Raw genomic sequence first — 21,917 nt, forward strand, 5'->3', positions numbered from 1 at the left:
CGCCTGCAGCCGGTCCGCATCGGCCCCTTCCTCCGACATGCTCAGACTGCGGCGGTCCGGCGGGTGAGGTGTCCGGCGATGTGGGTCGCCGCGTACTCCGTGCCCGCGACGAACCGCATCATCGGGCCGAACATGGGAGCAGCGAGCGATCCGGTGAAGTACAGGCCGGGAACCGAGGACTCGAACGCGCCGGTCAGGTCCGGCGCTTTCGAGCCAGGCACGCATGCCACGGCCGCTCGCAGCCCGGACGTCAGGAAGGGCACGGCGTCCAGGGCGAGGCGGTAGCCGGTGGCCGCGAGCACATGGTCGACGACCAGCGTCTCCGAAATGCCCCGGGGGCCCGCGAGCGCCAGCCGTACGGTGTCTCCTTCGGCTGCCGCGCCGGTGACCTGGCACGCGGTGCGCACGGGTACGACGCCCTCGACCCGGTCACGGAGCCACCATCCGCCCGATGGCCCCAACGCCCGCCGGAACAAAAGCAGTCGGGCGGACGGGGGCAGCCGCCGTACGCCACCCGGTGCCTTGCACACGGCGGCCAGGATCCAGCCCGTGCCCAGCGGGGACGCGGGCTTGGTGAGCCGCTGGGGCCATGGCCGGGCCAGGTCCGGCGTCATGCCCCACAGCACCCGCCGCTCCCGGACCAGCACCTGCGCTTCGGCGCCGGCCTCGTGCAACAGCGCGGCGCTCTCCAGCGCGGACTGGCCGCCGCCGATCACCGCGACCCTCCGGCCGGCGTACCGCGACAGGTCGGTGTGGTGGCTGGTGTGCGACACCAGGGCGGCAGGCCCGGGCCCTTCGGGGACGAGCCGGCGCAACTCCTCCGGGATGTGTGCCAGGCCGTTGAGGCCGGTGGCCACGACGACGGCGGAGGCCGCGAGTTCCTGCCCGTCGTCCAGCCGGACGCGGAAACCGGCGCCGTCGCGGTCGACGCCAACGACCCGCCCGGGATCGATCTCACCGACGTACCGCTTCTGGAACCATTGCCCGTACCGCACGAACACATCGCACGGGATCGGTGTCAGCTCGGTCAGCTCCGGCTCACCGTGCACACGGCGGAAGTCGGCCAGCCGCCCGCCGGGCTCCGGCGCGGACAGGTCCGTGGCCGCCGGGGTCGACTTGAGGAACATCCCTGTCGCCATGGCGTGCCGCCAACTACCCAACACCTCACCGAAGATGCGCACCGGCACACGCGCGGCGCGCAGATGTGCGGCCACTGACAACCCGTACGGCCCGGCACCCACCACGACGACCGGAAGCCCCCTGCGCCCCGTCAACACCCGCTCCTGCGCAGGGCGTTGCCCCGGAAGCGACTGCGTCATGCGTTCCCCCCACCGGTCCGCTCGCCGCCTTCCCCAAGACGACGCGACACTGCGGGATGGCGCGCCGGCAGAACACCGTCGCACTCGTCCCCCCTCCACCGGTCAGTGTGACGTGTCAGCTGGTCCCGGCGGACGATACCGACGTACGTTATCCAAAACGGTGCCAAATCATGGGCAGGTCTTTCCGTATCAGCTGTTGATGGCTTGCAGCGCGTCGTCGTTGAGGCTGGCCGCCAGCCACTGTTCGACGGCCGTGATGTGGACGGTCGCGGCGGAGATGGCCAAGAGGGCGTCATGTGAATGGAGAGCGCGGAGGATGGCCTCGTGGTCGTGATGGGCGTTGTCCAGAGCCTGACGTGTCCGACTGCCGCGGATGATGCGTACGCGCTGGGTGCGGGTCGAGAGGACGCGCAGCAGCATGGACAGCACCGGGTTGCCGACGGCTTCGACGATCCTGAGGTGGAAGGCGATGTCGTGGGCGACGAACTCCTCGACGTCGGCGGCGGATCGGCACTGGTCGAGGAGGTGGCGCAGCTCCTGGAGGTCGTCCGGCTGCAGCAGAGCGGCCGCCATGCCGGTGGCCTGCGGTTCCAGGAGCCTGCGTACCTGGAGCAGTTGCAGGGCGGTCGCGCCCTGGGAGACATCAGCGGCGAAGGAGAGGCTCTCCAGCAGCAGATGGGGCTCCAGGCTGGAGACGTAGGTGCCGTCGCCCTGCCGGGTGATCAGGATCCGCATGGCGGTCAGGGCCCGGACGGCCTCACGCAGTGAACTCCGCGACAGGCCGAGCTTCTGGGCGAGGATCTCCTCCTTGGGCAGGCGGGAGCCGGGCGCGAGTTCGCCGGCGACGATCATCGTCTTGATCTTGTCGATGGCCTCGTCGGTCAGTGCCACGAGCGTGCCTCTCCGTACCGGGTGTGGGGGTGTCGGCTCCGCCGGGGCCGTGGGCCGGGCGGAGCCGATCTCGGCGCGGCTACTCCTGCTTCTCGCCGGAGGCGAAGCGGGAGATGATCAGGGCGACGATGATGATGGCGCCGTTGAGGAACTGGTTCCACAGTGGCGGTACGCCTGCCAGCGTCATCACGTTGACGACGAGCTGGAGCGTCAGCACACCCGTCAGGGCGCCGAACACCGAGCCCTTGCCGCCGTTGAGGCTCACCCCGCCGATGACGGTCGCGGCGAAGACCTGGAAGATCCAACCGCTGCCCTGGGTCGCGGAGATGGAGCCGTAGTGGCCGCTGTAGAGGATGCCGGCGAACGCGGCGAGCACGCTGCCGACGATGAGGACGATCCACACGATGCGGTCGACGCGGACACCGGCGGTGCGGGCTGCCTCCGAGTTGCCGCCGATCGCGTAGAGAGCGCGGCCGTGCCTCAGCCAGGCCAGCGCGCTGCCGCCGATGGCGAAGAGCACCGCGCACACCCAGATGGCGGCGGGCATGCCCAGCCAGGACGCCTTGCCCAGGTAGGTGAACGACGGCGGCAGGTCGACGATGGACTGCCCCTCGGACAGGGCGACCTGCAGGCCGCGCAGCATGGTCAGGCCGCCGAGCGTGACGATGAAGCCGTTCAGGCGCAGCTTGAGGATCAGGAAGCCGTTGACGGCGCCGATGATCGCGCCGACCAGCAGGCAGAGCGGGATGGCTGTCCACTCGGGGAGCAGGCCGAGGCCGTTGAACCGGCCTCCGCTGGTGGGCAGGACCAGCCAGACGGCGATGACGGGAGCCACGCCGATGGTGGACTCCAGGGAGAGGTCCATCCGTCCGCAGATCAGGATGAACGTCGTCGCGAGGACCAGCAGGCTCAGCTCGGTGGACTGCTGGGCTACGCCGATGAGGTTGTCGGCGGTGAGGAAGGCCGGCGAGACGATGAACCCGATCAGGCCCAGCACGAGGATGGCGGGGACCAGGGACAGTTCGCGGAAGCGGCCGAGGTCGATCCGGCGGCGGGCGGTGTCCGCGGCGGCCGGCTCCGCCGCGTTCGCTGCGGCCTCGGTGAGATCTGTGGTGGCGGACATGACTACCTTCCGTGCTCGTCGGTGCCGGATGCGGGGGATACGGCGGGGGAGGCGGCGATGCCCTCGATCGCGGCGACGACGTCCTCGTCCTTCCAGCCGCGCTCGAATTCGGCGACCACCTGGCCGTGGAACATGACGACGACCCGGTCGCACACCTTGAGGTCGTCGAGTTCGTCGGAGACGATCAGCGCGGCCTTGCCGCCGTCGGCGATCTGCCGGATCCTGCCGAGCAGGAACTCCTTGGACTTGACGTCCACGCCGTTGGTGGGCCGGATGGCCACCAGGACGTGGGGGTCGGTGGCGAGGGCGCGGGCGACGACCACCTTCTGCTGGTTGCCGCCGGAGAGGGCGGAGACCGGGGTGGCGGCTCCCGGGGTCTTGATGTCGAGATCCCGGATCATGCGCTGGGCGAAGACCCTGGTCCTGGAGGGCAGCACCGTACCGAACGGGCCTAGTTGGTCGGTGACGGTCAGCGTCGCGTTCTCCGCCACGCTGCGGTTGTTGACCAGCCCCTGCACGTGACGGTCCTCGGGGACCAGACCGACTCCGGCCTTGAGAGCGGACGGCACGCTTCCGGTGCGCACGCTCCGGCCGCCGACCGAGATCCTGCCGTCCTTGGCACGGTGCAGACCGGCGACGGCCTCGCCCACCCGTACATTTCCGCTGGCCGCGGCACCGGCGAGGCCGACCACCTCGCCCCCGCGGACCGACAGCGAGAGTTCCTCGCAGGCACCGGGCAGCGTCAGCCCGTCGATCGTCAGCAGCTCCGCGGAGCCGGCCTGCGCGGCCGGGGCGCCGCTCTTGCCCACGGTCACGACCTCGACGGAGGCGGACTCTCCGGTCATGGCCTCGACCAGCGCCTGGTGACCGAGCTCGGCCACGGGCGCGGTGAGGATGTGAGCCGCGTCGCGGTAGACCGTGACCGTGCTGCAGAGGTCGTACACCTCTTGCAGATGGTGGGAGATGAAGAGGAAGGCGACGCCCTGGCGCTGGAGGTCGCGGAGCTTGTCGAAGAGACGGCCGATACCGCGGGCGTCGAGCTTGGCGGTCGGCTCGTCGAGGATGATGAAGCGGGCGCCGAAGGACAGCGCCCGGGCGATCTCGACGAACTGCCGTTGCTCGACGGTGAGGTCCTTGGCCCGCGCGGCGGGGTCGACGGCCACGCCGTACTCGCTGAGCAACTCCTGGGCACGGAGCCGGAGTTGCTTCCAGCGGATGGGCTGGACCGCGCCGGTGCTCTGCCGGTTCAGGAAGAGGTTCTCGGCGACGGTCAGATCCCCGATGATCGTGGAGCGCTGGTACACGCAGGCGACGCGGGAGCGCCAGGCGTCGATGTCACCGACGGCCGGTGCCGGCTCGCCCGAGAAGCGCAGCGTTCCGGTGTCGGGCTGCTGGAGGCCGGTCAGGATGGACACGAGTGTCGACTTGCCGGCGCCGTTGCGGCCGACGAGGGCGTGCGACTCGCCCGCTGCGATGCTGATCCGTGCGTCGCGCAGGGCGACGGTGGCGCCGAACCGTTTGCTGATGCCGGTCGCCTCGGCCACCGGGGCCGGATGCCAGGGGCCCGTCGCCGGGGCGGTCGCGGTGTCCGCCATGGTGGATACCGTCCTTCGTGTGCGGATGCTGGGGGCCGGGAAACGTGTGGTGTGGCGCGGTGGGGGGGGGAGAGAGGGAACCACCCGTCTCTCCGCACCGCGGGCGTGAGCTGCCGGGGTCAGCCGACGTTGTTGCCCCACAGGGCCTTGTCGTCCACGTTGTCCTTGGTCACCAGCGGGGCGGGCAGCTGGTCCTCCAGGCCGTTGGGGATCTTGACAATGGTGGAGTCGTGGTCGGTCTTGCCCGTCTTGAAGGTCTTGCCCTCTGTCGCGGCCTTGGCGTAGTACAGGGCGTACTTGGCGTAGAGGTCGGCGGGCTGCGAGACGGTGGCGTCGATCTTGCCCTTGCGGATCGCGTCGAACTCCTGCGGGATGCCGTCGTTGGAGATGATCGAGATGTGGCCCTTCGCGCCGGCCGGCTTGAGCAGGCCCTTCTGCTCCAGCAACGCCAGGGTGGGCTGCAGGAAGACGCCACCGGCCTGCATGTAGATGCCGTTCAGGTCCGGGTGCTGGGCGAGCAGTGACTGGAGCTTGGCGGAGGCCACGTCGCCCTTCCAGTCGGTGGGCAGTTCATAGACCTTGATCTTCGGGAACTTCGTCTTCATGCACGCGGCGAACGCCTCGGAGCGGTCGCGCCCGTTGATGGAGTCCAGGGCGCCCTGCAGCTCGGCGACCTTGCCCTTGCCGTTCAGCTGCTTGCCGAGGAACTCGCAGGCCTTGGTGCCGTACGCCCGGTTGTCGGCGCGGACCACCATGTAGACGTCGCCCTTGTCCGGCCGGGTGTCGACGCTGACCACCGGGATCTTCGCCGCCGACAGGGTGCCGAGGGTCGAGGCGATGGCGCCGGTGTCCTGCGGTGCCATGACGACGGCCTTGGCCCCGGTGTTCTGGAACACCTGGACGTTGGCGACCAGCTTGGTGACGTCGTTCTGCGAGTTGCTCAGCGGCAGGGCGTTGATGCCGTCGGACTTGATGTCCTTCTTCACGTACTGCGCGTAGGAGTTCCAGAAGTCGGAGTCGGAACGCGGCAGGTCGATACCGATGGCGGCGGACTTGCCGCCGCCTGCCGAGTCCGAGTCCGAGCTCTCGCGGTTGCACGCGGTGGCAAGGGCCAGTACCGCGAGCACGGCGGTGGCGGCAGTGATGGTGGAACGGGTGCGAGCGAGCTTCATAGCCGTGTTCTCTCCTTAGCCGGGGCTGGGCGCCGCAGGGTGAGGGTGGGAGGGGTGGCTGCCTCGCCCGAGGGGAGGCGGGGCAGCCGCCCGGACCGGCGGCGGTCGGCACAGGGAGGTGCGGATCGCGCCCGGCGGGGCGGAAGTGACGGTGTGAGGGTCAGCCGGTGACCGAGAAGACGGAGGCCGGGCGGTCCGACTGCGCAGGTAGAACGGGGTATGGGGGGCTTTCCCGACCATTCCTCCGATGTATCTCGGGACGTCGAGGACGTTACGACGGCGTTGCCGACGTTGACAAGAGTTCCGGGCCGACGAATTGAGTGACCTCGTGCCGCAGGCCGCGGACGGCTTGCCGAGTGGATCTGTCATGCCTGCCTTCACCGTGTCCGACCTGTGGTTTTCCTGCATCGCCGGTGAGCGGGCGGTCCGTGGACACAGCTCACGATTCGGCAACGGAGCCCTTGGGAACGTCCTTGTCGACGCATTGAGGAGGCGTGGTCGAGGGGTGCATCCCTCTGTCGAGGGGCTCTGCGGGTGAGTCGTATCCGACCTCATAGGGGAGATGACCGTTGTGGCGTCGCGCTCGGAATCATCGGAGGGTGGGTCGTACGCACTTCCCCCGGACAGGAGAAAGCGCCCATGTTGACCAGGTGAAAGTTGTGGAGCTGCCAATACATCCGAGGTATCCATTGCCAGTCGGTCCTTATGCATCTACAGTCGCGGTGCCGTCATACATCCGATGACTGACTGAGATCCGTCCTGCACCAGGGAGTTGCCCAGTGAAACTGCTACGAGTCGGCGCCCCGGGCGAAGAACGGCCCGCCGCCCGCACCGACGACGGCCGGCTGCTGGACCTCTCCTCCGTGGCCTCGGACATCGACGGTGCCTTCCTCGCCTCGGACGGCGTGAGCCGGGCCCGTGCGGCCATCGCCTCGGGCACGCTGCCCGAACTGGACGCGGAAGGCCTGCGGATCGGCGCACCTGTCACCCGCCCCGGAAAGATCGTCTGCGTCGGTCTGAACTACCGCGATCACGCCGCCGAGACCGGCGCACCGATCCCCCCGCGTCCGGTGGTCTTCATGAAGGACCCGGGCACGGTCGTGGGCCCCTACGACGAAGTGCTGATCCCTCGCGGCTCAACGAAGACCGACTGGGAGGTCGAACTCGCCGTCGTCATCGGCCGCCGGGCGCGCTATCTCGACAGTCCCGAAGCAGCGCGGGCCGTGATCGCGGGGTACGCGGTCAGCCATGACGTCTCGGAGCGTGAGTTCCAGCTGGAGTACTCCTCCCAGTGGGACCTGGGCAAGTCCTGCGAGACCTTCAACCCGCTCGGCCCCTGGCTGGTCACCGCCGACGAGGCCGGCGACCCCCAGAACCTCGGACTGCACCTGAGCGTCAACGGCGTGAAGCGGCAGGACGGCCACACCAGCGACATGATCTTCCCGGTCGACCACATCGTGGCGTACCTGAGCCAGTACATGGTCCTGGAGCCGGGCGACGTGATCAACACCGGGACACCCGCGGGCGTGGCCCTCGGCCTGCCCGGCACCCCCTATCTGCGTTCCGGTGACACCGTCGAGCTCTCCGTGGACGGGCTCGGCAGCCAGCGCCAGACCTTCGGCCAAGCGTGAAAGGCACACCCTTGACTGCAACCTCGCCCCGGATCACCGCGGTCGACACCTACGACGTCCGCTTCCCGACCTCCCGGGAACTGGACGGTTCGGACGCGATGAACCCGGATCCCGACTACTCCGCCGCCTACGTGGTGCTGCGCACCGATGCCGGTGACGGGTGCGAAGGCCACGGCTTCACCTTCACCATCGGACGCGGCAACGACGTCCAGGTCGCCGCGATCAACGCGCTGCGCTCCCATGTGGTCGGGCGCCGCGTGGCGGAGCTGTGCGCCGACCCGGGCTCGCTCAGCCGCGACCTGATCGGCGACAGCCAATTGCGCTGGCTCGGCCCCGAGAAGGGCGTGATGCACATGGCGATCGGTGCCGTCGTCAACGCGGTGTGGGATCTCGCCGCCAAGCGGGAGGGCAAACCGCTGTGGCAGCTGCTCGCCCATGCCTCCCCTGAGTGGCTGGTCTCCCAGGTGGACTTCCGCTACATCGCCGACGTCCTCACCCCCGAGGAGGCCCTCGTCCTCCTGCGCGAGGGCCGTACGGGGCTGGCCGAGCGCGAGGCGCTCCTGCTGCAACGCGGCTACCCCGGCTACACCACCTCGCCCGGCTGGCTCGGCTACTCCGACGAAAAGCTCACCCGGCTCGCCAAGCAGGCCGTCGCCGACGGCTTCACCCAGATCAAGCTCAAGGTCGGCGCCGACCTCGACGACGACACCCGACGGCTGCGCGCCGCCCGCGCCGCCGTCGGCGACGGCATACGCATCGCCATCGACGCCAACCAGCGATGGAACGTGGACGAGGCGATCGAGTGGACCAACGCCCTCGCCGAGTTCAACCCGTACTGGATCGAGGAACCCACCAGCCCCGACGACGTCCTCGGACACGCGACCGTACGCCAGGCGGTGGCGCCGGTGAAGGTCGCCACCGGTGAGCACGTGCAGAACCGCATCGTCTTCAAACAGCTCCTCCAGGCCGGCGCCATCGACGTCCTCCAGATCGACGCGGCCCGGGTCGGCGGAGTCAACGAGAACCTCGCCATCCTGCTGCTCGCCGCCAAGTTCGGCGTGCCGGTGTGTCCGCACGCCGGGGGAGTGGGGCTGTGCGAGCTTGTGCAGCACCTTTCGATGTTCGACTACCTGGCGCTGTCGGGCACCACCGAGAACCGCGTCATCGAGTACGTCGACCACCTGCACCAGCACTTCATCGATCCTGTGGTGATGCGCGACGGCCACTACACCGCACCACTCGCCTCCGGCTTCTCCGCCACGATGCGGGAGGAGTCCATCGCCGAGTACCGCTACCCGGACGGAACGTTCTGGGCCGCCGACCGCGTCGAGCGCGCGAGCCAGGAGGATGTGGCATGACTGATCTGACCGGCCTCAGGGCCCTGGTCACCGGTGGCGCCTCCGGAATCGGACTGGCCACCGCCCGTGAGCTGGCCGCGCAGGGCGCGGCAGTCGCCGTGCTCGACCTCGCCCCGGACGGTGTCCCGGAGCCGCTGCTCGCCCTCAAGGCCGACGTCGCCGACGACACCTCCGTACGAGCCGCAGTGGAGGCCGCGGCCACCGAACTCGGCGGCATCGACATCCTCGTCAACAACGCGGGCATCGGCGCCGTGGGCACCGTCGAGGACAACCCGGACGAACAGTGGCACCGCGTCCTGGACATCAACGTTCTCGGAATCGTCCGCACCACCCGAGCGGCCCTGCCCCATCTGCGCCGCTCAGCGCACCCCGCCGTCGTCAACACCTGCTCCATCGGGGCCACCGCCGGACTCCAGCAGCGCGCCCTGTACTGCGCCAGCAAGGGCGCCGTGCTGTCCCTCACTCTGGCGATGGCCGCCGACCACGTCCGCGAGGGCATCCGCGTCAACTGCGTCAACCCCGGCACCGCCGACACCCCCTGGGTGGGAAGGCTGCTGGACGCCGCCGACGACCCCGAGGCCGAACGCGCCGCCCTCAACGCCCGCCAGCCCATGGGCCGCCTGGTCACCGCCGCCGAGGTGGCGGCGGCCATCGTCTACCTCGCCGGTCCCGCCGCGGCCAGCGTCACCGGCACCTCGCTCGCGGTGGACGGCGGCATGCAGGGGCTCCGGCTGCGCCCGGCGGCCCAGCCGTGAGGACCACGACACTGGGCACCGGCGCGGTCGAGGTCACGCAAATGGCACTCGGCTGCGCGGGCATCGGCAACCTCTTCCGCCCGGTCACCGAGGAGGCCGCCCACGCCACGGTGGACGCGGCCTGGGATGCCGGTATCCGCACCTTCGACACCGCGCCCCACTACGGGCTGGGCCTCTCGGAGCGGCGCCTCGGCACGGCTCTGCGCGGCCGCCCCCGGGACACGTACACCGTCTCCACCAAGGTCGGCCGCCTCCTCGTACCGAACAAGCAGGACAGTCACGACGACGACCTCGCGAACGGCTTCGCCGTCTCCGCCACCCACCGCCGCGTCTGGGACTTCAGCGCCGACGGAGTGCTGCGCTCCCTGGCGGCAAGCCTTGACCGCCTCGGCCTCGACCGGGTCGACATCGCCTTGCTGCACGACCCGGACGACCACGCCGAGCAGGCGCTGCGCGAGGCCTACCCGGCGCTGGAGCGGCTGCGCGCCGAAGGCGTGGTCGGGGCGATCGGCGTCGGGATGAACCAGTCCGCACTGCCCGCCCGTTTCCTGCGCGAGACCGACATCGACGTCGTCCTGCTGGCCGGCCGCTACACCCTCCTGGAGCAGGACGGGCTCGCGGAGCTGCTGCCGGAAGCCGCCGCCCGCGGCCGCAGAGTGATGATCGGCGGCGTCTTCAACTCCGGGCTCCTCACCGCCCCGAGGCCGGGCGCCACCTACGACTACGCCCCCGCGCCGCAGCCGGTACTGGACCGCGCACTCCGCCTGCTGGAGGTCACCGAACGGCACGGCGTGCCGCTGCGCGCCGCCGCGCTGCGCTTCCCGTTCGGCCATCCTGCGGTCGCGAGCGTGCTGACCGGTGCGCGGACCGCTGAGGAGGTCCGCGACACGGTGGAGCAGCTGCGCCGTCCGATTCCCGACGCGCTGTGGGAGGAACTGCACGCGGAGGGATTGCTGGCCGAGGGCACGCCCGTGCCCCTCTCCACGCCGTCGAAGGAGCTGTCATGAGGGTCGCCCTGCACACGAGGGTGCGTGCCGACCGCGTCGAGGAGTACGAGGCCGCACACCGCGAGGTGCCCGAGGAGTTGACCGCTGCCATCCGCACCGCCGGCGTGAGCGAGTGGACCATATGGCGCAGCGGCACCGACCTGTTCCACGTGCTGGAGGTCGACGACTACGGGTCGATGATCGCCGAACTCGAGAAGCTGCCGGTCAACATCGCCTGGCAGGCGCGGATGAGCGGACTGCTGGACGTCGTCCACGACTACTCCGCCCAGGGCGGGGACGCCTCGCTGCCCGTGGTGTGGCAACTGTGACCGTGCCCCGTCCCGGGCCGGGCGTCGTCGACGCCCACCACCACGTGTGGGATCTGTCCGTTCGCGACCAGGACTGGATCGTCGGCGCCGAACTGGCCCCGTTGCGCCGCGACTTCGGCATCGTCGATCTGGAGCCGGAGGCCCGCGCGGCCGGGGTCACCGCCACCGTGCTGGTGCAGACGGTCACCGTGCCGGAGGAGACGCCCGAGTTCCTGTCCCTGGCCGCGCGAAGCGATCTGGTCGCCGGTGTCGTCGGCTGGACCGACCTGACCGCCCCCGATGTCGCCGACACTCTGGCCGCACTGCGCGAAGGCCCCGGCGGCGAGTACCTGGTGGGCGTCCGCCACCAGGTACAGGGAGAGCCGGACCCCCGCTGGCTCGTGCGCCCCGACGTACTGCGCGGTCTGGTCGCGGTCGCCGAAGCGGGACTTGTCTACGACGTCGTGGTGAAGCCTCATCAACTCATGGCCGCCACCGAGGCCGCCGCACGGCTGCCGGACCTCACGTTCGTCCTCGACCACCTCGGCAAGCCCCCCATCGCTTCCGGCGCCCTCGAGCCCTGGGCGCAGGAGGCCCGATCGCTCGCCGCCCTCCCCAACACCGTCTGCAAACTGTCCGGCCTGGTCACAGAAGCGGACTGGGGTTCCTGGACCACGCAGGAACTCAGGCCGTACGCCGAAACGGTCCTGGACGCCTTCGGCCCCGAGCGGCTGATGTTCGGCTCGGACTGGCCCGTCTGCCGACTCGCCGCCTCCTACGCCGAAGTCGTCTCCACCGCAGGGGAGTTGACGGCCTGGCTCGACCGGGCGGAGCGTCAGGAGGTCTTCACCGGAACCGCTGTGCGGACCTACGGCCTGACCCGCGTTCCTTTGACTTAACATCCGATGTGTTGGCCGTCTCGTGGGCGATGCCTCGCTGGTGGGACGAAGTGGGGCCTTCCTCAAGGTGGCTGCCGTTATTGGTCGTTGAGGGGCCGGGCGGCCGTTGACGGCAAAGGATCTGTTCGACGCAGTGCACCCTCTAGACATCCGATCTCTCGCTGGGCAAGGATGACATGCCCTCGGCGAATCCGATGAGGGTTGCCCTTCCTCTACGTCGGCACATCAATGGCTGGGAGATCTTGCCGTGACCAACGAGCCCCAACCGCAGCGGAGAAGCGTCCTGAAGTTCAGCGGTGCCCTCGCCTTCACTCCTCTGATCACGCAGCTGACCGACGGCACTTCTGCGGGGCAGGCCGTCGCTGCCGTCTCCGCGGGGTCCGCCGTGCATTGGCCGGCCCTCTCGCGCAACGCGCTGAAGTATCCGGTCCCTGCCATGGACTGGCAGTCGCAGGCGCTGCCGATCGGCAACGGCCGGCTCGGCGCCATGCTCTTCGCCGACCCCGACCAGGAGCGCATCCAGTTCAACGAGCAGAGTCTGTGGGGCGGGGTCAACAACTACGACAACGCGCTGGCGGGCCGGCCGGACAGCGCGTTCGACACCGGCATGACCGGCTTCGGCTCGTACCGGAACTTCGGTGACGTCGTCGTCACCTTCGCCGACCGTGCGAAGGTGACGGCCCCCGGTGGCCCCTACCGCACCTCCTCGTCGGAAGGGGTGGACAAGACCTACGACGCCGGCCCGAGCACCAAGTGGTGCATCGAGGGGCCAGGTCCGAAGGTTCAGTGGCAGGTCGAGCTCCCCGACCCCGTCGAAGTCGCGTCCTACCGTCTGACGAGTGCCAACGACGTGCCGCAGCGCGACCCGCAGGAGTGGACCTTCCACGGCTCCGCCGACGGCGCCACGTGGACCACGCTGGACAGCCGCACCCTGGTGGCGCCCTTCGAAAGCCGTTTCCAGACAAAGGAATTCACCTGCGACCAGGCCGGGTCCTACCGCTTCTACCGGTTCGACTTCGTCCCCAAGGCAGGAGTCAGCCACTTCCAGGTGAGCGAGATCGGTCTGTCCGGCGTCGACCTCGCGGGCGGATCGATGTTCCTGTCGTCGCCCAGCGGGCACGCCGAGGGGTCCGGTGCCGGGACGGGATCCCCGGCCACGGGCATCTCGGGCTCGGTGGACCGGGATCCGGCCACGGTCTGGCGAGTCGAGGCCGACGCACCAACGATCATCTGGCAGACCGACCTCCAGCGCGCGGCCGCCGTCACCTCGTACACACTGACGACGGCCCCGGACCGCCCGCAGGACGACCCCCGGCGATGGACGCTGGAGGCGTCACAGGACGGCCAGGCCTGGGTGACCCTCGACACCCAGAACCCCGGCGCGCCCTTCGCCGGCCGCGGCGAGAGCCGGACCTACCGGATCACCAACAGCACGGCCTACCGCACCTACCGCCTCACGTTCACACCCGGCGAGTCGTCCACCGGATTCCAGATCGCGGAAGTCGCCCTGGAAGGCGGGGCGTTCGACACGCGCACGCAGCGCGCGTTCGTCGACTACCAGCGCGCTCTGGACTTTGTCGAGGGAATCCATACCACCCGCTTCGGCACACCGGGCCGGCGCGTCCTGCGCGAGGCCTTCGCCGGCCGGTCCGCGGACGTCATGGTCTTCCGGTACACATCGGAAAGCGCCCGGGGACTCTCCGGAGCGATCTCCCTGACGTCCGGACAAGAGGACGCCCCGACGACAGTCGACGCCGGTGCTCGACGGATCGCCTTCCGCGGCGTCATGGGCAACGGCCTCAAGCACGCGTGCACCGTCCAGGTCGCGCACACCGACGGCGACTTCAGCGCAGACGGGTCGCTGCTTCGATTCAGCGGCTGCACGACCCTGACGCTGATCCTCGACGCCCGCACCGACTACAAGCTCGACGCGGCCGCCGGGTGGCGCGGAGCCGATCCGGAACCGGTCATCGCCAAAGCGATCGCCAAGGCCGCCGCCCGCTCCTACGACAAGATGCGCGACGAGCACACGGCCGGGATGCGCGCCCTCATGAAGCGCGTCTCCGTCAACTGGGGTACGTCCGACGCCGCCGCCGTCACCCTGCCGACCGACGCCCGGCTGGCGCGCTACGCGGCGGGCGGGCAGGACCCGACGCTCGAACAGACGATGTTCGACTACGGCCGATACCTGCTCATCAGTTCCTCGCGCCCGAGGGGTCTGCCCGCCAACCTCCAGGGTCTGTGGAACGACAGCAACGCGCCGGCCTGGGCCTCCGACTACCACACCAACATCAATGTCCAGATGAACTACTGGGGGGCCGAGACGACGAACCTGCCCGAGTGCCACGAAGCACTCGTCGAGTTCGTCAAGCAGGTGGCGGTGCCCAGCCGGGTGGCCACCCGCAACGCCTTCGGCAAGGACTCGCGCGGCTGGACCGCCCGCACCAGCCAGAGCATCTTCGGCGGCAACGCATGGGAATGGAACACCGTCGCGAGCGCCTGGTACGCGCAACACCTGTACGAGCACTGGGCGTTCACCCAGGACATGGGCTACCTCCGTACCGTCGCCTACCCGATGATCAAGGAGATCTGCGAATTCTGGGAGGGCCACCTCAAGGAGCGTGAGGACGGACTCCTCGTCGCGCCGAACGGCTGGTCCCCCGAGCACGGGCCGCGCGAGGACGGCGTGATGTACGACCAGCAGATCATCTGGGACCTGTTCCAGAACTACCTGGACTGCGAGACGGTCCTCAAGGCCGACCCCGCCTACCGGGCCAAGGTCACGCACATGCAGGCGCGTCTCGCACCGAACAAGATCGGCAGATGGGGTCAACTGCAGGAGTGGCAGGAGGACATCGACAGCTCCACCGACATCCACCGCCACACCTCGCACCTCTTCGCGGTCTACCCGGGCCGTCAGATCACCACGAAGACACCCGACTTCGCAGCCGCCGCCCTCGTCTCGCTCAAGGCACGGTGCGGTGAGAAGGAAGGCGTCCCGTTCACGCCCGCGACGGTGTCCGGCGACAGCCGCCGCTCGTGGACCTGGCCCTGGCGGGCAGCCCTCTTCGCCCGTCTCGGCGACGGACAACGCGCCCAGGTCATGCTGCGCGGACTGCTGACCTACAACACGCTGCCCAACCTGTTCTGCAACCACCCGCCCTTCCAGATGGACGGCAACTTCGGCATCTCGGGTGCCGTGGCGGAGATGCTCCTGCAGAGTCATGACGGCGTCATCCATCTGCTGCCCGCCGTGCCGGACGAATGGAGGGCCAAGGGTTCCTTCACCGGGCTCCGCGCTCGTGGCGGTTACGGGGTCAGCTGTGAGTGGCGGGACGGCAAGGTCACGTCCTACAAGATCGTGGCCGACCGGGCGCGAAGCCGGCGGAGCATCACGGTGCGGGTGAACGGCGTCGACAGGAAGGTGAAGCCGATCAAGCCGTGACGGCGCCGGCGCGGAGGCAGCGGCCGCGGGGTGAGGAAGCCGAACTGCGGTCCCACTTCGCGGCTCGCCGCATCTGATGAGATCCCATGTTTCGTGGCTCGACCTGCGTGCCGTCCGGTGATCCATTCGCCGTAGCCGCCGAGAAACAGCTGTACACGTAAATCCCAGCGGGAAAGCAGTGCGCGCCTCTGGACGCAGCTCTCCAGGCGCCTACAAAATACATCCTATGTCTCGGCGTGAGCTCTGCGCCTTGCGGCCGGTCCGATCGCGTTCTCCCGGGCCGCCCGGCGTCGGCCATCGAGTCGCCACACGTCGCCCACCTTGAGCCCCATGACCTCCAGGAGCCGCTCCGTGTCCTCTTCCCCCCTCAGCAGACGCTCCCTCATCAAGGCCGCCGCCCTCGCCGGAGGGACCGTCGCGTTCGGCCTGCCGCAGGTGGTGTGGCCCGACGCCGCCGAGGCCTACACCGTCCCCTCGAAGATGGACTGGTGGTACCAGGCCCGGTTCGGCATGTTCATCCACTTCGGGTCCTACTCCTACCGCGGTCACGGCGAGTGGGCGTTCTACAGCGAGAACTGGTCCAAGGCGGCCTACCAGCCCCAGGTCAGCGCACCCTTCAACCCGACCTCCTTCAGCGCAGCCACCATCGCCGAACTCGCCAAGAACGCCGGCATGAAGTACCTCGTGATCACCGCCAAGCATCACGAGGGCTACGCGATGTGGAACTCCGACGTGGCGAGCTTCAAGGACACCACCGGCACGAAGGAGTACAACCTCCGCGACTACAGCGGCTACCAGCCCGATCTGCTGGCCCAGTTGAAGACCGAGTGCGAGAGCCGCGGCATCAGGTTCGGGCTCTACTACTCGATCATGGACTGGAACCACTCCTCCCAGACCGCCAATCACAGCACCGTCTACTCCACCATGTCCTCGCAGGCCGCCCGCACCGCCTACATCACCGACATGAAGGCACAGTTGCAGGAGTTGCTGGACCGCTACGACCCCGCCGTCCTGTGGTTCGACGGCGACTGGTGCGGCAACCCCGCCACGCCCACGCTCGACGACTGGTGGGTCAAGGCCGACGGCGAGGATCTGTACAACTGGCTGATCAGCCGGAAGCCCAGCCTTGTCGTCAACGAGCGCGTCAAGCGCGATCTCGGTCTCGGCGACTTCCAGTGCCCCGAGCAGACGGTGCCCTCGACTCCGCCGGACCGGCCGTGGGAGACCTGCGCGACCATGAACGGCGCCTGGGGCTACGACGCGTCCAAGGAGAACTCCTACCGGTCCGTGCACACCCTCCTGCAGGAGTTGGTCACCGTCGCCTCCCGGGACGGCAACTACCTCCTCAACATCGGCCCCAAGGGCGACGGCACCGTCACCACCGGAACCACGAACGTCCTCAAGGGCTTCGCCACGTGGATGTCCACCTACGGCGACAGCGTCTACGGCACCAGCGGAAGCCCCTTCGCCGCCGAGCCGTCCTGGGGCAGGTGCACCGCGAAGAGCGGCAAGCTCTTCGCCCATGTGTTCACCTGGCCCACCAACGGGGTGCTCCAGATCCCGGAGGTCCACAACACGATCACCCGCGTCTACCTGCTGAACGCCCCTTCGACAACGCTCTCGTACACCGTCAGTGGCGGCACCATCAACGTCACGGTGCCGGCCACCGCGCCCAACGCCGACGTCTCGGTGGTCTGCGTCGAGGTCAACGGCATGCCGGCCGTCCTCGCCGACGGGACCTACCGACTGGTGTGCGCCCGCAGCGGCAAGGCCCTGGACAACTCCAACCGCACCACCGAGGGCGGCGCGGTCGTCCAGTGGACGCAGAACACCGGGACCCCACAGCAGTGGAAGGTCACCAACCTCGGGCACGGCTACTACAAGCTGGTGTGCCTGAACAGCAACAAGGCCCTGGACAACGGAAACTCCGCCTCCGACGGCGCCACGGTCATCCAGTACACCCCCAACACCGGTACCCCGCAGCAGTGGGCCATCTCCGCCCTGGGCAACGGCGCCTACCGGCTCACCAACCGCCGCAGCGGAAGGGTCCTCGACAACGGCAACGTCACCACCGAGGGAAGCAACACGATCCAGTGGTCCTGGAACGGCGGCTCCCCGCAGCGGTGGGCCATGACCAAGATCGGCTGAACCCAGTCGGGCCACGCTGACGACCCACGGGGGCATGGGACCGGTGTTCCGCGCCCATGCCCCCGTGATCGCCTCAGGGGATGACGTCGGAGAGTCGCCAGCGCTCTCGTCCTGGGTCGCCTACGGTCGCGAGCATGTCACAGCAGAGCCGCGCCATCGTCCAGAACGCCTGGAAGGCGTTCGCGAGCCACGACGCCGACCTGATCTCCGCGGTCTTCACCGAGGACGCCGAGTGGTTGGCGCCGCCGGGAAACGCTACTGCCGTCGCGCTGGAGGGCCCCAGCCATCTGGTCGGCAGAGAAGCGATCGTGCATTTCCTCGCCGAGGACTTTCCCCGCTTCTTCGTGCGCGACGTCGCCGTCACCTTTCATGGTCTCTACGCCGACGGAGAGCGGGTGGTCGTGGAGGAGACCATGACGGCGACTCTGGCCAACGGTGCCCACTACGCCAACGACTACTGCTTCGTCTTCGAGCTCCGGGACGGGTTGATCCACCGTGTCCGCGAGTACATGGACACCGCCCGCGGGCAGCGCATGATCTTCGGCGAGAGTGTCGGCTGAGCCCACTGCCGACCCACAGACCACCACAACGCCAGTGACCATTGGCGGACGATTTCTCGCCACCGACCGGCCGCCCTTGGAGCTCAACACCTGGGGGCCGCGACGGATAATTCCGGCGCGACGCCACGGCCGGGTGGTTGAGGTTGGTTTGGGGTGTGCTTTACCGGTGGTGGAGCGAGCGGGCCTCTTGGGCCGGCGCTTATTAGGCTTCCGGGGGCCGGTTCGTGTCAGGTCGTTCCGGTGTGCGTGTCCCGTGGTGAGAGGCGGGCGTCATGAGCCGTAGCACAGTGTTCAACCGTCGTACGGCGTCCGGCCGTTGTGCTGTGTCCGACCGCCACGCGGTTTCTGGCGACCGCGCCGAATCCGGTGCCCGTGGGGTGGGTGGTGGGTCCGGGTTGCAGAAACGTTTTGTTGTGGGGGGTGCGGAATGAGCGGGGGTGGGATGGGGGGAGTTGCTACGGCGGTGATGCGAGGGGCCGCCGGGGGGCCGGGGAACGGGTCGGTGCTGGTGGAGCTGTGGGGGGCGTTGGGCGAGGCTGATGCGGAACGGCTGGTTGCGCGGCTGGCGGGTCGGTACGAGGGGATTTCGGTCGTACTCGAGGGAGGCGGGGGCGGGTGTCATCGGCTGAGGCTGACGGCGATTGGCTCCGCTGAATCCGGGTCCGGCCTGACCACTTCTTCGACGGCCTCTTCCTCCATGTCCCCGACTGTGGTCCTGCCGGTCCCCTCGTCCGAGTCTGCTGAAGTGCATGGGTCCGGACGCGAAGTCGGCCCGTCGTCTGTGTCCTCTGAGGCGGTGGCGTGGCTACCGGGTGAGCTGTTGGCCGATTTGCTGGTCCCCTCACTGCGGGAGGAAGTGCCGGTCGTCGGCTTTCAGCGGGAGCTGCTGTGCGCGGCGGTCGCCGGGAGTGGCGAGACCATCAGGGCCCGGGCAGGAGGAGAAAGCGGCGGAGAGGCCGTGACCGGAGGGGACGAGGGTGTGGGGCAGGTGACCTGGGAGTGGTGGGGACCGCTGGACGTGGGGTGGTTCGCCGAAGCCTGGGCATCGGTGGTCGAGCGCGAGGTGGTGCTGCGGGCGGGCTTCGACTGGGTGGCAGCGCCGCGCCTCGTGATGTTCGGACAGGCGGGCGCGGAAGAAGCGTGTCGTGTGGTGTCGACCGGCACGGAGGCATGGGAGGAGTGGGCGGTACGGGAGCGGCGACGAGGCTTTGCTCTGTACCGGCCGCCTCTGGTGCGGTTGTTGGTGATGGTTGGTGCGGGTGCGGGTGCGGGTGCGGGTGCGGGTGCGGGTGCGGGTGCGACGGCACGCGTGGTCGTGACGTATCACCGGGCGCTGCTGGATGAGCGAGGGGTACGTCTCCTCGTGGGGGAGCTCCTGCGGGCGTATGCGTGCGGCGGGGCGCTGCCGGGTGGGGAGCGGCGTCCGGACGTGCGGGACTACGCGGTGTGGCGGGCCGACCGGGCCACGGGAGCGGCGCGCGAGTGGTGGCGGGCGGAGCGGCCGCCGGTGGGTGCGTTGAGCTGGCCGAATTGGACGCCTGACCTGCCAGTGGTGCCCGCCCCGGTCGTAGCGCCTGGGGCGGCTGCAGATGTGGCGGCCGGCGCCGGCGAGGGGTGGGGGCGGGCAGACGCGAGGCTCGGGGCGCGGGAGGTGGCGCGCTTGCGGTCCTGGGCTGCGGTACGGGGAGTGGGCGAAGGGAGCGTCCTGCATGTGGTGTGGGCACTGTTGTTGTACCGCGCGGCGAGGGCGGTGGGCGTACTGCCCGTGAGCTTTGGGGTGCAACAGTCCGGGCGGGACGTGGCGTTGATGGGCGCCGCCCACATTCCGGGGCGACTGGGGGGCCCGTTGCCGATGACATTGCGGGTGGATCCGACGGCACCGCTGGCGGGGTTGCTGCGGCAGTCGCGGGATGCGCTGCTGGGGCTGTACGCGTATCCGTGGGTGTCCGGCGAGCAGATCAGCGACTGGAGTGGTGCTCCGTCCGAGGCTGAGAGCGCTGAGCATGGTGACGAGTTGCGTGGCATTGAGCGTACGTCGGTCACCTGGGAGGCCGGAGTTCCCTCGTACGGGGAACGTGCCTTCGGATCCACTCCCGCTGCCGTAAGGGACGGTGTGCGGCCGGAGACGGTGGTGGATTTCGAGGGGCGGGTGGGCTGGCCGGCCGGTGTGCTCGGTGATCTCGCGGCGTTGGGCGTGCGGGTGGGCGAGGCAGTCGGCCTGGAGGGTGGCGGGGGACGGCCGTTGACGGTGACCGCCCGGCATCAGGCGGACGGTGGCCTGGATTTGACGTTCGTGCATGACCGGGCGTGGCTGTCCGACGCGGATGCGGCGCGGTGGCAGACGCAGTGCGTGGAACTGCTGCGGGCATTGGCCGGGGTGTGGGACCCGGCGATGACGGTGGGACAGGCACTGAACCTGGCACCTGTCGAGGGAACGCCGCGGACGGCAGGCTCCGACGGCCCGCTCGGTGAGACAGGTCGACCGCGCCGGTCGGTGGTACGCCGGCTACGGCCGGGGCGGCCGGGCGCTGACGTGGTGGGCCTGGTCGCGGTGCCGGGAGTGCCACCAGGCTGCTACGAGCGGTTCGCCCGGGTGCATGAGGGGCCCGAGGAGATCGTGGTGCTGCGGGTGGGGGCGACAGGTGCCTCGGCCTCGGTGGTGCCGGACGTGGTGGGGGAGGGGCGCGGGCTGGTATTGGCCGGCTGCGGGCCGGGTGGCCGGGTGGCGTATGAGATCGCGAGCGGCGTCGGAGCGGGGGAGCGGGGGGCGCCCGCGGTGGTGATGACGGGTCTTGGTTCGGCGGGGGACTGCGCGGAGGCGTTGGTTCGGGGATTGCGGACTGTCCTTACCTCCCGGCCTTGTCCTTGACGATCACCATGTCGTGGGGTTCCAAGGGGTGGGGACCACCCATCAGTTGATGGCCAGGCGTGGTCCGCTCGTCTGGACCTTTCAGGGTTCTGCCCACGCGCGGGGTGCTGTCCAGCCGTTCTGTGCTTCCGTCGTCCTTTCCTCACGTGACCTGAAAAGCAACCGGCTGGTCTGTTTAGCGGCGTGCTTGCCTTTCGGGTCGACGGACGGGTTCGTGCTGCTGGCCCAGCCTTCGGGCGCTTCCGTCTGCCCGTCCGGGGATTCGTGCGGGCAGTTGCGGATTCGTGTGTTCCGGCAGGTAGTTGTGGAGTGCATACAGCAGGAACGCAGGGGCGCGGCGTGTCCGATCGGTGGGCTTGGCGAAAGGGTGGGCGGGGGCGCGCGCCGGGGGCGTAGAGCTCGGAGTTTGGCGCGGGGGTAGGCGATTCAGGGGCCAAACTGCTTCATTGACAAACCGTCTGTGCTGTTTTTTAATGAGGGTGTTGGGTGCCGCAGACTAACTGGGGAGGCGCCGTGGACATCGGGCTGCTGGGTGCTTTGGATGTGCGGGAGAACGGGGTGTCGGTGACGCCGAGTGCGCCGAAGCCTCGTCAGGTGCTGGCTTTGCTGGCGCTGCATGTGGATCAGGTGGTGCCGTTGTCCGTGCTGGTGGAGGAGTTGTGGGGGGATGCTCCGCCGCGTAGTGCGCGTACGACGTTGCAGACGTATGTGCTGCAGTTGCGGGAGTTGATTGCTGCGGCGTTGTGCCGTGAGTCTGCGGGTGAGGGTGGCGCGGAGGGCGCTGGGGATGTGGGTGTGCCGGCTCCTGCGGATGCCGGTGCCGGTGGCGGTGCTGGTGTGGGGCGGGTGCGGGGTGCG

Annotated in this window: 16 protein-coding genes; 11 read left to right on the forward strand and 5 right to left on the reverse strand. The window is 69.3% G+C overall.

Annotated elements, in window-relative coordinates:
- Positions 1 to 41 precede the first annotated feature (41 nt).
- From ACN6LB_RS26275 to ACN6LB_RS26295, 5 genes are all read right to left on the reverse strand, one after another.
- Entirely contained in the window at positions 42 to 1,319 is a 1,278-nt protein-coding gene (locus ACN6LB_RS26275) for an FAD-dependent oxidoreductase (RefSeq protein ID WP_445028073.1), read from the reverse strand.
- Positions 1,320 to 1,508: 189 nt separating this feature from the next.
- Complete coding sequence (locus ACN6LB_RS26280; RefSeq protein WP_445028074.1) at positions 1,509 to 2,210, reverse strand: FadR/GntR family transcriptional regulator; 702 nt, start codon at positions 2,208 to 2,210, stop codon at positions 1,509 to 1,511.
- Between the two features lie 79 nt (positions 2,211 to 2,289).
- Positions 2,290 to 3,333, reverse strand: a complete 1,044-nt coding sequence (locus ACN6LB_RS26285) for an ABC transporter permease (RefSeq protein WP_356146364.1) — start codon at positions 3,331 to 3,333, stop codon at positions 2,290 to 2,292.
- A 2-nt stretch (positions 3,334 to 3,335) separates the two neighbouring features.
- Entirely contained in the window at positions 3,336 to 4,928 is a 1,593-nt protein-coding gene (locus ACN6LB_RS26290; RefSeq protein WP_445028075.1) for a sugar ABC transporter ATP-binding protein, read from the reverse strand.
- A gap of 119 nt (positions 4,929 to 5,047) precedes the next feature.
- Entirely contained in the window at positions 5,048 to 6,100 is a 1,053-nt protein-coding gene (locus ACN6LB_RS26295; protein WP_445028076.1) for a sugar ABC transporter substrate-binding protein, read from the reverse strand.
- 779 nt (positions 6,101 to 6,879) lie between these two features.
- Here ACN6LB_RS26295 and ACN6LB_RS26300 point away from each other — a divergent pair.
- From ACN6LB_RS26300 to ACN6LB_RS26350, 11 genes are all read left to right on the forward strand, one after another.
- A complete protein-coding gene (locus ACN6LB_RS26300) occupies positions 6,880 to 7,731 on the forward strand; it encodes a fumarylacetoacetate hydrolase family protein (RefSeq protein WP_445028077.1) in 852 nt (283 codons plus the stop codon).
- Positions 7,732 to 7,742: 11 nt separating this feature from the next.
- Positions 7,743 to 9,089: an L-fuconate dehydratase gene (locus ACN6LB_RS26305; RefSeq protein WP_445028078.1), complete on the forward strand. Its 1,347-nt coding sequence runs from the start codon at positions 7,743 to 7,745 to the stop codon at positions 9,087 to 9,089.
- Entirely contained in the window at positions 9,086 to 9,844 is a 759-nt protein-coding gene (locus ACN6LB_RS26310) for an SDR family NAD(P)-dependent oxidoreductase (RefSeq protein ID WP_445028079.1), read from the forward strand. Before ACN6LB_RS26305 ends, ACN6LB_RS26310 begins: the two co-directional genes overlap by 4 nt.
- Positions 9,841 to 10,851, forward strand: a complete 1,011-nt coding sequence (locus ACN6LB_RS26315; RefSeq protein WP_445028080.1) for an aldo/keto reductase — start codon at positions 9,841 to 9,843, stop codon at positions 10,849 to 10,851. The genes ACN6LB_RS26310 and ACN6LB_RS26315 overlap by 4 nt, the downstream gene beginning before the upstream one ends.
- Positions 10,848 to 11,159, forward strand: coding sequence for an L-rhamnose mutarotase (locus ACN6LB_RS26320; protein ID WP_356145976.1), 312 nt, complete (start codon positions 10,848 to 10,850; stop codon positions 11,157 to 11,159). Before ACN6LB_RS26315 ends, ACN6LB_RS26320 begins: the two co-directional genes overlap by 4 nt.
- Positions 11,156 to 12,037, forward strand: a complete 882-nt coding sequence (locus ACN6LB_RS26325) for an amidohydrolase family protein (protein WP_445028081.1) — start codon at positions 11,156 to 11,158, stop codon at positions 12,035 to 12,037. The genes ACN6LB_RS26320 and ACN6LB_RS26325 overlap by 4 nt, the downstream gene beginning before the upstream one ends.
- A 247-nt stretch (positions 12,038 to 12,284) precedes the next feature.
- Entirely contained in the window at positions 12,285 to 15,482 is a 3,198-nt protein-coding gene (locus tag ACN6LB_RS26330) for a glycosyl hydrolase family 95 catalytic domain-containing protein (protein ID WP_445028082.1), read from the forward strand.
- Between the two features lie 351 nt (positions 15,483 to 15,833).
- Entirely contained in the window at positions 15,834 to 17,630 is a 1,797-nt protein-coding gene (locus ACN6LB_RS26335; protein ID WP_445028083.1) for an alpha-L-fucosidase, read from the forward strand.
- A 134-nt stretch (positions 17,631 to 17,764) separates the two neighbouring features.
- Positions 17,765 to 18,190, forward strand: a complete 426-nt coding sequence (locus ACN6LB_RS26340) for a nuclear transport factor 2 family protein (protein ID WP_445028084.1) — start codon at positions 17,765 to 17,767, stop codon at positions 18,188 to 18,190.
- 796 nt (positions 18,191 to 18,986) lie between these two features.
- The gene (locus tag ACN6LB_RS26345) at positions 18,987 to 21,059 is read left to right on the forward strand and encodes a condensation domain-containing protein (protein WP_445028085.1); all 2,073 of its coding nucleotides are present in this window, start codon (positions 18,987 to 18,989) and stop codon (positions 21,057 to 21,059) included.
- A 513-nt stretch (positions 21,060 to 21,572) separates the two neighbouring features.
- Positions 21,573 to 21,917 (forward strand): AfsR/SARP family transcriptional regulator (locus tag ACN6LB_RS26350; protein ID WP_445028087.1); only part of this gene is annotated, 345 nt, incomplete at its 3' end.

The sequence above is a fragment of the Streptomyces sp. SAS_270 genome (genome assembly GCF_052543295.1).

Bases quoted from the DNA above. Each gene is read 5' to 3' on its own strand.
- ACN6LB_RS26275 (WP_445028073.1), bottom strand. From the start codon at position 1,319: ATGACGCAGTCGCTTCCGGGGCAACGCCCTGCGCAGGAGCGGGTGTTG.
- ACN6LB_RS26285 (WP_356146364.1), bottom strand. From the start codon at position 3,333: ATGTCCGCCACCACAGATCTCACCGAGGCCGCAGCGAACGCGGCGGAG.
- ACN6LB_RS26290 (WP_445028075.1), bottom strand. From the start codon at position 4,928: ATGGCGGACACCGCGACCGCCCCGGCGACGGGCCCCTGGCATCCGGCC.
- ACN6LB_RS26295 (WP_445028076.1), bottom strand. From the start codon at position 6,100: ATGAAGCTCGCTCGCACCCGTTCCACCATCACTGCCGCCACCGCCGTG.
- ACN6LB_RS26310 (WP_445028079.1), top strand. From the start codon at position 9,086: ATGACTGATCTGACCGGCCTCAGGGCCCTGGTCACCGGTGGCGCCTCC.
- ACN6LB_RS26320 (WP_356145976.1), top strand. From the start codon at position 10,848: ATGAGGGTCGCCCTGCACACGAGGGTGCGTGCCGACCGCGTCGAGGAG.
- ACN6LB_RS26340 (WP_445028084.1), top strand. From the start codon at position 17,765: ATGTCACAGCAGAGCCGCGCCATCGTCCAGAACGCCTGGAAGGCGTTC.